This is a genomic window from Acinetobacter sp. V102_4 (assembly GCF_031799005.1).
GTDB lineage: Bacteria > Pseudomonadota > Gammaproteobacteria > Pseudomonadales > Moraxellaceae > Acinetobacter > Acinetobacter calcoaceticus.
Window position 1 is genome coordinate 363,123 of sequence record NZ_JAVQNR010000038.1, and the last position, 13,161, is coordinate 376,283.

General features: G+C 34.8%; 12 protein-coding genes. 5 read left to right on the forward strand and 7 right to left on the reverse strand.

Annotation, left to right across the window (positions count from 1 at the left end; all coding sequences use genetic code 11):
- Positions 1-34: 34 nt before the first annotated feature.
- Complete coding sequence (locus RMB13_RS11360; RefSeq protein ID WP_311085288.1) at positions 35-604, reverse strand: TetR/AcrR family transcriptional regulator; 570 nt, start codon at positions 602-604, stop codon at positions 35-37.
- A 727-nt stretch (positions 605-1,331) separates the two neighbouring features.
- On the opposite strand from RMB13_RS11360, the gene RMB13_RS11365 reads away from it, so the two are divergent.
- The gene (locus RMB13_RS11365) at positions 1,332-1,817 is read left to right on the forward strand and encodes a hypothetical protein (protein WP_080027634.1); all 486 of its coding nucleotides are present in this window, start codon (positions 1,332-1,334) and stop codon (positions 1,815-1,817) included.
- A 194-nt stretch (positions 1,818-2,011) separates the two neighbouring features.
- Here the strand turns inward: RMB13_RS11365 and RMB13_RS11370 are convergent, their stop codons facing one another.
- On the reverse strand, positions 2,012-2,437 hold the full coding sequence (locus tag RMB13_RS11370; protein WP_311085289.1) for a hypothetical protein: 426 nt from the start codon (positions 2,435-2,437) through the stop codon (positions 2,012-2,014).
- Between the two features lie 295 nt (positions 2,438-2,732).
- Between RMB13_RS11370 and RMB13_RS11375 the strand changes: the two genes are divergently transcribed.
- Positions 2,733-3,008, forward strand: a complete 276-nt coding sequence (locus tag RMB13_RS11375; protein ID WP_311085290.1) for a hypothetical protein — start codon at positions 2,733-2,735, stop codon at positions 3,006-3,008.
- Positions 3,009-3,053: 45 nt separating this feature from the next.
- The gene (locus tag RMB13_RS11380) at positions 3,054-3,446 is read left to right on the forward strand and encodes a hypothetical protein (RefSeq protein ID WP_231764719.1); all 393 of its coding nucleotides are present in this window, start codon (positions 3,054-3,056) and stop codon (positions 3,444-3,446) included.
- A gap of 91 nt (positions 3,447-3,537) precedes the next feature.
- Here the strand turns inward: RMB13_RS11380 and RMB13_RS11385 are convergent, their stop codons facing one another.
- The gene (locus tag RMB13_RS11385; protein WP_311085291.1) at positions 3,538-4,251 is read right to left on the reverse strand and encodes a DUF4882 family protein; all 714 of its coding nucleotides are present in this window, start codon (positions 4,249-4,251) and stop codon (positions 3,538-3,540) included.
- A gap of 210 nt (positions 4,252-4,461) precedes the next feature.
- The gene (locus RMB13_RS11390; RefSeq protein WP_311085292.1) at positions 4,462-5,382 is read right to left on the reverse strand and encodes an aminoglycoside phosphotransferase family protein; all 921 of its coding nucleotides are present in this window, start codon (positions 5,380-5,382) and stop codon (positions 4,462-4,464) included.
- Positions 5,383-5,571: 189 nt separating this feature from the next.
- On the opposite strand from RMB13_RS11390, the gene RMB13_RS11395 reads away from it, so the two are divergent.
- Both RMB13_RS11395 and RMB13_RS11400 read left to right on the forward strand, forming a co-directional pair.
- The gene (locus RMB13_RS11395; protein WP_311085293.1) at positions 5,572-6,054 is read left to right on the forward strand and encodes a hypothetical protein; all 483 of its coding nucleotides are present in this window, start codon (positions 5,572-5,574) and stop codon (positions 6,052-6,054) included.
- Between the two features lie 117 nt (positions 6,055-6,171).
- Complete coding sequence (locus tag RMB13_RS11400) at positions 6,172-6,477, forward strand: hypothetical protein (protein WP_311085294.1); 306 nt, start codon at positions 6,172-6,174, stop codon at positions 6,475-6,477.
- A gap of 98 nt (positions 6,478-6,575) precedes the next feature.
- Here the strand turns inward: RMB13_RS11400 and RMB13_RS11405 are convergent, their stop codons facing one another.
- The 3 genes from RMB13_RS11405 to RMB13_RS11415 all read right to left on the reverse strand — a co-directional run bounded on the left by RMB13_RS11405 (position 6,576) and on the right by RMB13_RS11415 (position 13,098).
- On the reverse strand, positions 6,576-7,454 hold the full coding sequence (locus RMB13_RS11405) for a MetQ/NlpA family ABC transporter substrate-binding protein (protein ID WP_005038764.1): 879 nt from the start codon (positions 7,452-7,454) through the stop codon (positions 6,576-6,578).
- Between the two features lie 467 nt (positions 7,455-7,921).
- Positions 7,922-11,917 carry a delta-poly-L-ornithine synthetase PosA gene (gene posA, locus RMB13_RS11410; RefSeq protein ID WP_311085295.1) on the reverse strand — a complete coding sequence of 1,332 codons (3,996 nt, stop codon included), beginning with the start codon at positions 11,915-11,917 and terminating at the stop codon, positions 7,922-7,924.
- Between the two features lie 278 nt (positions 11,918-12,195).
- Positions 12,196-13,098: a LysR family transcriptional regulator gene (locus RMB13_RS11415; protein ID WP_311085296.1), complete on the reverse strand. Its 903-nt coding sequence runs from the start codon at positions 13,096-13,098 to the stop codon at positions 12,196-12,198.
- Positions 13,099-13,161: the final 63 nt, after the last annotated feature.

Genomic DNA, 13,161 nt, shown 5'->3' on the forward strand with positions numbered 1-13,161 from the left:
TTCAGACTTGATTCTCTTTAAAAATGTGTAGAGATTACATAGGCTCGCTAAATTTAAACTGCTTCAAAAAACATTCTAATATCATCTCTCTATCCCCTACTTGACCCGAGCTTAAAAGCTGAATAATCGCGCCTTCAATCATATATAAAAATAGTTTGGCATCCTGAAAGGAAACATCGGTTTTTAGTTTTATAAGTTGGCTATAGATTTCATTCAGTAGCCACGTTCTATACCTCACTGCGATTTGATAGGCTTTGGGATAGGTCAGTTTCGTTTCAAAAATGGCTTTAAATAATAGATAGTACAACCCTTCTAAATCGGTATGTAAAAGATAAAGTGCTTTGATTTTATCCATCATACCTGCACCTTGGTCGTAGTCAGCAATTGATACTACTTTTTCTTTTAAGCGTTCTTTTTGCACAGTTAAACAGATTTCGATAAACCACTCTTTAGAGTGAAAATAATGATAAAAAGTCGCTTTTGGAATTTGAGAATCTTTCACGATTCTGTCGATCCCAACAGTATGAAATCCGTGGTTGTGAAACAGATTAATCGATTTATTTACGACTTGTATGGCACGTGGGGAGATCACTAAATGTCGCATAGTTTTACCGTTATAAAATTATTGTTGTAGATAAACGAGATACTTTTTTGGGAGAAAAAAGGCATAGCAAAGCCGTAAAGACTGTGCGTGGCACATCTCAAGTTTTATTGTTGATTAAGTTTTTTGGTCGTGACGATTTAAAGCCTGAAAAGCGCAATGGCCATCAAACTGCTTTTAAAGTTTAAGTCGTGTCGATATAGACTTTGGCAAAGGCTGCCAAGAAATTAAGAATGTGCAAAGCCAACTCCTTTTTATTGGGAGTTCCGCCAGACATGAATAGGAATTATGGTGGCAGAACGAAAAGGGGTTCGCAGACTGGCTCAAGACCCAGCACACCCGAAGGTGTCCCCCTTCCGTCCTACCGCAACAAAAGGGAGACGAACGGGTCTACATCAAAAAAACGAATTTTTTCGATGCACTTGAGTACGGTCTGCGACAACCGACTGGCAATGTAGGCCAGCAGGCAAAGGATAGTGCTCCGCCCTTTTGCAGTCAAGCACACAAAATGACATTTGTTTTAAATTAGATCATTAAAAAGTAAGGATAAATAATGAGTGAGGTATTGTTAAAGTGGGGTTTATAAAGGGATTGAAATTTACATAGATATATTAGTTTAGGTGGGTACGATTAGAATATATAAAAGGGATATAGAGAAAACTGCCGCCCTATGACAGACTCTTTGTATAAGGTATATTCTATTAATTCTAAGTGAAGTGAATAATATGAAATGAATGATGCAGAGAAGTTTCAGCTCAAACTGGAGTTAACATTAAACTTAAAATCTGCTCAAGACATTCAAAAATGGGCTATAGATAAATTAGACAAAAACCCAGCAGATCTATTAGCTTTAGACATTTGTTTTTTCTCTAAAGATGAGGAAATCTTAGATTATTGTAATAATATTAGTATTGCTGAAACTAATGTAGAACCTACTCTTAAGAAAAAAATTCTTTATGAAATATTAAAAAAATATACAGAGATAACGCCCTCTATCGGATATTCAATAGAATTCATTTCTAATTTATTTGCAATATTAATAAAGATATCTAGATTTGCTGAAGATGAAGATCTATACAATTTTATAAATTATTATGATGATGAGTTATATTTGGCTTCAGAAGGTATATCTAAATTAGAATTAGATGAGATATGGCCTACTTTCTTGAAGGATCTTAAAAATTGGCTTTCATTACAATGTGAGCTTCTTTCATAGAATAACTGCTCTTAGAAATTAGCCTCACTTAAGGAGGCTATATCGTATCTTTCTAATAATTTTCCAATTCAAGCTCTAAATCATTTAGTACCTGTTCTATCTCTGGAGTTACACCATTATTTAAATGACTATAAATTAAAAAAGCCTATTGATTACAAGCTGTTTTAAGCTAGAAAGATTTTGTATAAGCTGCATTACATTAATTTTAAATGATCTTCATAACTCATTATCTCTAAAACGTGTAATTTACTTATTTCTAGTTTTTTCATAATATCTGGGATCAAAGATCTATTAGCTAAAAAGAGCTGATCAGTCCTATCAAATCCACCTTGTAACCTTATTTTTCGATTTTGAACATAAATATCCATCAACTGCTGCTCTCTTAGACTTTGTATAATGGTGGTTTTATATTCATCAAAATCTATTTTTTTATTATCTTTAAAAGAATACTCATCAAAAAGTTGATAGTAAAAGTTTAAGAATTTTTCCTCCCCACTTAAATATTCATCTAGACTATTATTTTTCAATGATATGTCATAGCAAATGATATTCGATTGATCAGCTTCTACTTCTGAAAGCCAATGATCAAAAATAGAAATAGAAATGACCGTGTCCCACATAAATTTACTCAAATTTCTAGAATTTTATAAGGATACATTAAGAGCTTTTCATCGTATAACATATTTAATTCAACACTAAATAATTTATAAACCTATTTTTACAGCTTTTGATGATGTAACTACAGCAGCCTCAGCCAATTTTAAAAGAATTGATGCAGCAGTTTAGATACAATTTAGTTAATCAGCCGATTAGAAATACTAAGTTTTTTACTTATTAAGCTGGTAAATTTCATATAAGCTGTATTGTGTATTTTAGGAAATTTTCATTTTTTCTAAGTCTAATAAGAGGAAATATATGTCCACATATTTTGATAAATATGGATATCTAATAGGATTTTTTCTGGGATATTTAGATATTCTTGAAAGCAACCAAGATATTTTAAATTATTTTCAAAAAAATCCTGATGAAATTCCTATATGTATTGATGAAATTTCAAAGCTAATAAATGATGATTTATTAGATTGGAAGATCTTCACAGATGAAGCAAATATTTACTTTCAATCTGAAACAGATTTTATTAATTTTTTTAATTGGCTCAAAACTGAATTAAACAAAATAACTTTAGAATAAAGTATTTATTAAGATATCTACTATATAAAATTAAAGAAAGGCAATATGGAAATTTCCTACGTAATCACGCATAGTCCACAAAGCTCTATCATAGATCCTATTGTTTCATCAGAAATTGAAGGTACTTTGATAATTAAAGTTAAAAATAAAATTATCTTCAATGAAGAGAATCTGCTATTACTGGAATTTGCCATTCACTTAAAACAATGGCTTGATAGAGATGAAAAGTCAAATTTTTCCTATACCTCCATGGAGTTTGAGGAAAAAAATATTCTCACTTTTGAAGAAGATAAAGATAATTTATGGAGAATTAACTCTGCCTGGTTCAATAAAAATCAAAACAATATTTATGTAACATATTCAGAATTAATAAATGCTTGTACTACTTTTATAAATAACTTTAAAAATGATTTTAAAGGAATAACCTTTCACTATTAGTAAATAAGAATTTAGAAATAGATTACTCAATAGACTATTAAAACTGTCTCACTAAAGTAGTGAAACAGCCTATTTGATATATAATTTATTTTTAAAGAGGTGTTCCACAAATATCTGTAGTGCCTGTTGGATAGGTAAATTGTAGTTTTGAATAATCAGATACTATTTCATATGATATTTCTTTACCTAAAGCACTTGAGTTGGAAGCATAAAATCCTTCTTCAATTGCAATAGCAAATTTCATTTTGCTTAATGGAGTTGTATAACTCCATGTGTATCCTCTATCGACTCCATTTACAATATAGCCAATTTTCTTGCTGATTTGATTGTAATAAACCCCAACTCTCACTGTTTCATTTGCTAAGACTTCATTTTGTGTCTGAGTTGGGGTTATATTTCCAGAAATAGAACTCATAAATAAATTTTGCTGTGAACCATACGCACTTCCAAAACTTGGTGCGGCAAAAACAATACCGTCATAATTACTTGTTCCCGTGATAAATCCTGAAGCTAGTTCATTTGAATTTAGATTTATTGGTTTCTTGAAAATATATTCAAGAGCAATCACATTAGACTGAGCAATATTGGTATCAGATTTAGTTTTTATAAGTGTTCCTATGTTTATATTAGCCAAAGCCTTAGTTAACACTTTCTGCCCAGTTATTGTTATATAGTTGCTTGGATTTGGTGTCCCTTCTGGTGTTTGCGAAGCACTTGGATCAATCTCTAGATCACCAATTTTACACTCGGCCCAGCTCTGTACACTGATAATTAATAAGCTAAAAATCAATATATTTTTTTTCATTATTTCACCTTAATTTTATTGTGATTTTTGATTGTATGGCAAAAATTTAAGACGTAGAAATTTTTCAGATAAAGAGACAATAGGTTAAGCTCTATAGTGATTTATTAGATAGGTGTTTTTCTAAAAACAAAATAATATGTATTAAATAAAAGTAAGATTACTTACCAATCATCAGCAATATTTATTAATGAAACTAAAAATTTACTAAAACTACATCTGTAACTCTTCTAGTACTATTTTTAATGTCTTAACGGCTGAAGCCCTAAATATAGTATTACCGTCCATAAGCTTATTTTTATCTGTCCATGCTATTGCTGCAAGACATTGAATACCGACATAGCATAAAAATTCCCTTTGAGGAACTTCTTCTCCATAAGTCATTTCCCAACCTCGTAGAAATGAATTTCTTAATTCTAAATCAGAGAAATCTATATCTACCCAGACCATCTTCGCTAGATCATAAACCGCATCTCCAATACGAGCAGCCTCAAAATCTAAAACACCAGAGATTTTATTACTGCTAGTTGCAAGAAGGTTCCGACCAATATAGTCACAATGCAAAAGACTCAACTGCTTTGGTTCTCGTAAATCTTTGCAATATGAAAGCAATACATTCAACTCATAACTAAATTCTTGATAGTCAGCTTTAGATGGATTAATACGGGACATCCACTTTGATGTCATTAATTTTAGATGTTCGCTCCATAAAGTTGGATATTCAGAAGAATTATCTCGTCCCTTCCAGAAATTCATCTCAAGTAAACGACAAGAATTAATCTCTCGATGAAAACTTCCTAGAGATGATCCTGCGGATTTTAGCAATAATAACTTTTCTGTTCTCGAGCAATTTTTTAAAATACTGTTTACTGGCTGCCCTTCTAAAGTACTCATTACAACAATAAAATAATTTCCCCATTCAAATTTATTTAATAACTCTGGGGCTAGGGAAAATGCCTTAAGCTCATTCAATATTTCACAATATCTGTCATTATCTACTTTTCGTGTATACGCCTTTACAAAGACCTCTCCTTGAGTAGTTTGTGCTTTGTATACAGTAGCTCCATCTCTATGAGTAACTAAACTCAATGTCTCTGCTTGAATTCGGTTAAGTAAACCATCTAAATTTTTCATAATATTTTATTAAATATATAAAGTTATAAACTCTATTCATTATATGATAAAGAATACATGAGAGGCCCTGTTTTATAAGGACTATTAGAACTTCGAAAGCTCTAAATAAACAAAAGCTAAGCCATATTTCATATAACCTGTATTTGTATTTCAGGAAAATTTTAAATTATAAAGACAAGGTCAAAGTAGGTGAAGATAATCTTATTAGTATCGAGTAGTGTACTTGTAGCACTTACAGCTATTTATTTCATTAATAAAAAAGAATCTGAGATATCTCCAAAAGAATTTGTTATCAATTGGGGGGAAAGAATGAAAAAATCACCGAACGGTGGACCAGGAAGAAATTGCTTTCCTACCAATTACTCAGTAATTCGTTACCCTGAACTAAAAGAAAAATTATTAGAAGCTAAAAAACTCAATTTATTTCATCCCGATCAATCAGGAAATGGACTTTTAGAGATTCCTTTAAAAAACTGTTTTAGTGAAGCAAAGCTGGTTGACTTAAAAGTTGATAAATCTAGAAATATGGCTTGGGCTGTATATCGATGTGAGAAAGATGGAATGGGATTAGAAGTAAAATTATCTAGCTATGAGGACTGGTGTAGCTATACTACTTATTTAACAAAATGGAATTTTCCTATAGGAAAATATACTCCTATTTCTATACCCTAGATTTTTTTATCCAGCCATCTGTTATATATTCCGTCACTGGTACAAGATAAAATATAACGATATATAGGAGAGTGTTCTCTCCTACACGCTATAAACAATAAAATTTAATGAGAAGTTATGGATAACTGGAAGCATATCATCACCGCCGTTGTTGTGACTATTATTGCAACAGTATTAATGCCTTTATTTTTAAAGTTTAACCCCCTAAAACTTTCTTTAGCTTGTTTCTTGTTTTCCACTTTAGGTTTTGGTGTAGCAGCTACCTATGGCCGTAAATCTAATAATCGAGGAATAGATGGTGATTGGGGAGCACATGGCTTATGGAAAGAGATATTTAATTTAGAACTAGTAACTATCAGCGTAGGCGTGGGATTTTTTATTACTCTTATACTTATGTTAGCAATTTATTTTTCTAGAGAATAATATTCTTAAACTAATAAATAAAAAAGCTCTAAATAAACAAAAGCTAAGCCCCGATTACCGAGGCTTAGCTTTAAAATAATTTTTAATTAAAAAACTACTTATTTGATGTCTGTAAACTCAGAAACAGGTTTGTTGACTTCAACTTTTGTGCCAGCAAATTTTTCGCTCACAAACTTTTGTACTTTAGGTAAGTGGTAAAGTTCACCTAACTTCGTATAGATCGGGTCATTTTTATTCGCTTCAGCCACACCTAATAGGTTCACATAAAGCTTTGTAGACTGGTCAATAGGTTCACGGAAGATAGAATCTTTCAGTACGTTTAAGCCACCTTCAAGTGCCAATGTATTACCCAATACAATTGCATCTACATCGTTTTTAACACGAACTGCTGTTGTCATTTGAATTGGTTTTAATTTTAAACCTTTAGGGTTTTCAGCGATGTCATTCGTTGTCCCTTTTACAGGGTCAAAGTCTGGTTTAAGTTTAATGAGTTTAGCAGACTGTAATAATGTTAATGCACGCGCTTCGTTAGCAGTATCGTTAGGAATCGCGATTGTAGCGCCTTGTGGGAACTCATCAACAGTTTTAACTTTATTTGCATAAAGGCCCATTGGTTCCAAGTAAGTTGTCGCAACAGCAGCAACTTTAGCTGTATTTGAAGCGTTATAAGCCGCTAAATAGTTAAATGACTGGAACGCATTTACGTCTTGTTCGCCACTTGCTACAGATGTGTTCAACACAACGTAGTCAGTCAGGTTGGTCACTTCCAGTTTAATGCCCGCTTCTTTAGTCTCAGGAAGCGTTGCAACATATTTCCATACGTCAGTGTCTGAACCTGTTGAAACAAGTTTAATTGTGCGTACTGACTCAGTTTTGTCATTAGCTGGTGCTGTATTTTCAGTTTGTGCAGGTTGTTTATTACATGCAGTCAGTGTAAGTACAGATGCGCTGAACAGGACACTAAATAATTTTTTCATAGATACATCCTAAAATAGGAAATGCCTACTCTTCAAAAGAATGAGGCATTCCCAACCATTGGGTCAAATGCAATATTTGGCTGGAAGTAATTTCCAGATATATAAGGGTTTAGAAGCCTGAATTCAGCCTAATTTCTTCCTTGATCTTGCTCGCTGAACAATAGAATTATGTTTTGAATCAGTTTCTAAATATTGGATCATCATATATCAATAAGTGAATATTCTACAAATAACTTGTTCGATTTTGATATATAGACACGCTCTTGATAAGATACTGAAAATAAAAAACATATTATATAAATGAAGCAATTTTGATTAAAATATGTACTTATTTGATTTATATGAAATTTTCAGGATTTGTTAGCAATATTTAAGCTAACTATGACTGTAATTTATGTCCTATGCATAAAAAAAGCCCCTGTTTTCACAAGGACTTTTTTAAATGAGATGATTCAACTTAATATCAATTATTTATGAACCCAAGGCACAGCTGGCGAACCAATCCACGCAGATTTAGCAGGAATATTCTCCCCTTTCATAACTAATGTTAATGGCCCTAAAACTGCATGGTGACTAACATTGGCGTTATATAAAATAATACTACGCGAATTTACCACCACATCATTTCCAACATTGACCTGCCCGATTTTCATAATACGATCTTCAAACAAGTGAGTTTGTGGACCTGAAAAGCTATTAAATTCAGCACGGTCGCCAATACTCACACAGTCAAATTCTGTGATATCAGCCGTATCCATATAGACATCTTTACCAATTCGAACACCTAAAATACGCAAGAAGAATGGCAACATTGGCGTTCCTCTTAAGTAGTTCAGGAAGTTTGGAATCGCAACCGATTCATATAAGCTGGTAATCCCTTCACTTAACCATACAAACATGGTCCACATTGGCGCTGAACGAGGTTGATAACGTCCAATCAAAATCCATTTTAATAGAGCCACAATAACGAAACAGCCGACGCCATAGAGCAGCCCTGCAATGGTTAATGCTAATAGTCCTTTCGCTATGCCGTAGTTATTAATAACATCAATAACGTCTAATACAATCATATAACCTACGCCAATTGCGAGTGCGGCTGGCAATACAACACGAAGTCCTTCAATAAAACCACGCATGAAACGGCGCTTGGCACTAGGTTTAAACGTTAAATGGTCAGGATATTTTTCAGCAGCTTCACGTGCAGGCAATAATAATGGCGGAGAACCAAACCAAGTTTGACCATCATACATCTCAAGGTTATCTGGTGTTTTTGACTGTACGCCAATTAAGACATTGTCTGGCAAGACAGTTCCATCAGTAATATAAGCACTGTTTCCGACAAAGCTACGATTCCCGATTTTGGTCGATTTTAATGTCATCCAACCGCCTTTGATCTCTTCATCACCCAACATTACAGCATCGGCAATAAAGCTTTCTTCGCCCAAAGTCAGCATTTCAGGAATAACACCATTTGCGGTAGAAATTTCGGTATTTTTACCTACTTTCGCCCCTAACATACGGAACCATATCGGTGCATAAATCGTAGCAAACAGGCCATGCAATGTTTGTAAGCTTGTTTCTAAAATTTGAGATGCAAACCATTTACGATAATACGTGCTGCCATGAACAGCGTACGTTCCAGTCTCAAGATGAGGCAATGCAATTTTACGTATTGCTGAAGAAATGACAGCAGTAATCATCATCATTGCACTAGCTGGAATCGCTAAAGCAAAATAATAAAGTGCGATTTGCAGGTGGTTATTCGGATTAATATTAAATACGTTTACATCTAACCAATCGACCAAAAGGAAACTTGGGAAAATTGGAATAAAGAACAGACAAGCAATGATTAACGCACTAACACCATAATATCCATATTCAGAAATTTTACGAATGAACGATAATTTAGGACGTTCTGGCATTTTAGCGTGTTCATCTACATGCCCTATTTTCTTAGCTGGCGTACCATCCCAAATTTCGCCGGCTGGTACAACCGTGTCATATTCAATTGAAGTTAAGGCATTTACATGAGCTTGTTTTTCTAACACTGTATTTTCTTCTAATACAGCATACGAACCCACATAACTATCTTCTTTAAGATGAATTGAACCCAACACCAAATGACCATGTTCGACTTTGGCATTTTCTAAATTCACTTGAGAACCAATACTCACACCGTCTTCAACTGTTAATAAAGATGGCATGCGAATATGAACCGAACTAATGGTGACATCATGTCCGATTTTCGCACCCAGTGCTTTTAAATAGAGGTTAAGTAAAGTTGAACCCGACAATAAATAAACTGGTGAAATATTACTAATACGGTCTGCCAACCACCAACGGAAATAAGTCATCCCCCATAGTGGGTAACGTCCTGCACCAATGCCCAACATTAATAATCGTTTCACCGTAATTGAAAGTACAAAACTGCTAATAATGACACTGACATAGACCAATAGAGACAACAAGATCGCATACGGGATGCTATCTCGGGTTCCCCCTGTAAAATAGTGATAGGTAAAGAATGGTGCCAACCACTGCAAAATATTAATTGAGATTAAAACGGGAATAGTTGCAAACTGAGCAATACCACATAGCCATTTATAAGTTTGATTGCGTGGGTTGTTTTGCCCAATCTGGCTATCAAATAAAGTAGGCTCTGGTTGCTCTAACATTAAAGCTGCAATAGCCCCCACTCTTCGGGCTTGATATAAGCTTTGAATTGTAAGATGGCTATATTGAGGATGTTCACGCAGGTTAGAAATTAAAACGGCTGCTAAAAGCGAATGCCCACCTAAATCATCAAAGAAGTCCGAATCTAGCTTAATCGGCATGTTTGGAAACAGGCGAGTCAAAATTTCAAATAAGATTTCTTCTGCTGGATTTTGCGGCTGGTCAGATTCACTACGGTCAATCACACTAGTGAGCGGTCTTGCTTTTAACGCTTTACGGTCAATTTTTCCAGATAATAAACGTGGTACTTCTTCAATAATCTCAAAACGATTCGGCACCATATAAGGTGGTAGACGTTGACCAAGATTATGTCGAAGCTGCTTAATTTCTATCGGTTGTTTGGCATCAAGTTCAGGTGCAATAAAAGCAATCAGCTGATCAATTCCGTCTTCTGCACGTAGAATTACAGCCGCGGTACCAATGCCATCAATATCGCAAAGTGCCGCTTCAATTTCACCGAGTTCAACACGGAAACCACGGATTTTCACCTGATCATCAGCACGACCTAGGCAATGTACTTGACCAAATTCATCAATTTTTGCCAAATCCCCAGTACGGTAAAGCAACTCTTCATCCGCACTCATTGCCCAAGGGTTTTCAATAAACTTATCCGCCGTTAAATCAGGTCTGCCTAAATAGCCTGGTGCTACACTCGGACCGAAAATGCATAGCTCACCTGTTTCACCTTGAGCCAGTAATTCTCGTTCTGCATTAATCACCAACATGCCGTAGTTCGGTAACGGTTTTCCAATCGTGACGGGTTTACCACGTTGTAATAGCTCTAAGCTTGCAGTAACCGTAGTCTCAGTTGGGCCATAGGTGTTAAACATTTGATGATGAGGTAATGCCCAACGGTCAACAAGTGAGTCTGGGCACATTTCCCCACCTAAGTTGATAATGCGTAAATTTGGTACATCTTCAGGGAATAAAGCCAGTAATGTTGGTACAGCATGCAATACTGTAATTTGTTCCTGCTTTAATGTTTGGCATAAACGTTCAGGGTCACTCACCAAGTTTTTTGGAGCAATCCATAATGTTGCCCCAACCAAATAAGAAAGCCAGATTTCTTCAAATGACATATCAAAAGCGACTGAAAAGCCTTGATAGACCTTGTCTTGCTCTTGAATCCCTAAAATACTATTTTCACTACGCAAGAAATGACAAATATTTTTCTGGGTAATCACAATACCCTTAGGCTTTCCAGTTGAGCCTGAAGTGTAAATAATATAGGCAGGTTGATCGGGTGTAGTTTTCGGTAAGCTTACTTCTTTAATAACTGGCTGTTGTAGCTCAGAGTTTGTCCATTTGGTTTGTGGCACTTCAGCTAAATGTTCATACCATTCATCTGTAGTAATCATTCCTACAGCTTCAGCATCTTCAAGACAAACTGCAATACGGTCTGCTGGCGTATCCATATCAAAAGGAAGCCAAGCTGCGCCACTCAAACAGATCGCCAGTTGTGCTTTTAAAAGCTCAATACCCCTTGGTAGCCATAACCCGACAATATCTCCCGCTTTTACACCATTTAAAGTCAGTTGTTGCGCCATAACAAAAGCTTGCTGATATAACTCTCCATAGCTCAGCATTTTATTTGCTTCAATTAAAGCTGTTTTATCTGGGAGATTTTGAGCAGTTTGAATAAAAATATCGGCGAGTACTTCATCTTGCAAAAATTCGGGGTGAAATTTACCACGAATAATATTTTTCGAGCTTGTTACGCATTGGTTCATTTTTATAACTCTCTTTAAGTTCTTGATTTAACTTAAATACAGTCATGTTTAGATTTTTATGACTTATTAAAGAAATCAATTGTTAGGCAACAAATTAAAGAGTTGAACTTAAATGAAGATTAAAGATTTTATTTTAAGCGTAGAGAGTGAGTTATTAACTTAGAAGAACAATCGATTTTTATGACTTATAAATCAAACTAGGGCGACAATAAGTAAAAATATAAGCACGTGTTTCAATAAAACTTAAATAGCGTTATTCAAAATTGATATATAACGAATTACTCATTACACAAGGCTACTTCACGAACTAGGGCAAGGAAGGCTTTCAAACCAGCAGATTGGTTGCGTCTTCCTGAATAATATAAACAGAGACCAGACATACAAGGCATCCAATCCTCTAAAACAGAAATAAGTTGACCTGACTCAATTTCAGCACGAACATCCTGTTCCATAAAGTATCCTAGGCCAATGTTCTCTAATACTGTAGCTCTTGATAAGCTTGCTTCATCGAGGGTAATCGGTCCTTGCACATCAATTTGAATAATTTCTCCATTTTTTTCAAACTTCCAGCTAAATAATGCACCATCAGGGAGACGTACTCGAATACATTTATGTCTAAAAAGATCTGTTGGTATTTTTGGCTTTCCGTAACGCTCAAAATATTCAGGCGAACCAACAACAACATATCTTTGAAGTTTACCAAGAGACACTGCAATCATGTCACTTGGAACAAGATGGGCAACACGAATGCCTAAATCAAAACCATCAGCAATAATGTCAACAAGTTTACCCTCAGTCACCAAATCAATATTCATTTCTGGGTAACGTCGAAGAAATTCGATAATCACAGGAGAAATAATTTCTCTCGCTGCAAATGCGGCCGCATTAATTCTTAATGTACCTGAGGGTGTTTCTCTCTGCGAACGTACAATATCTAAAGCGCTATGAATATCCTGAAGAGCAGGCCCGACTTGTTCTACAAAAAGTCTGCCTGCCTCTGTCAATGAGACACTACGTGTTGTTCGATTAAACAGACGTACACCCAAATTTTCTTCTAATTTACTAATTGCATGACTTAAAGCTGTTGTAGACATCCCAAGTTCAATCGCAGCGCCACGAAACGTTCCACGTTTGGCGATTGCCATTACTGCTTTTAGATCATTTAAATTTGCTCTTTCCATTATCCTGATTTATTCAACTAAACATCCCATTTTATACGGATTGTTAGAACAATCGTCAAATTA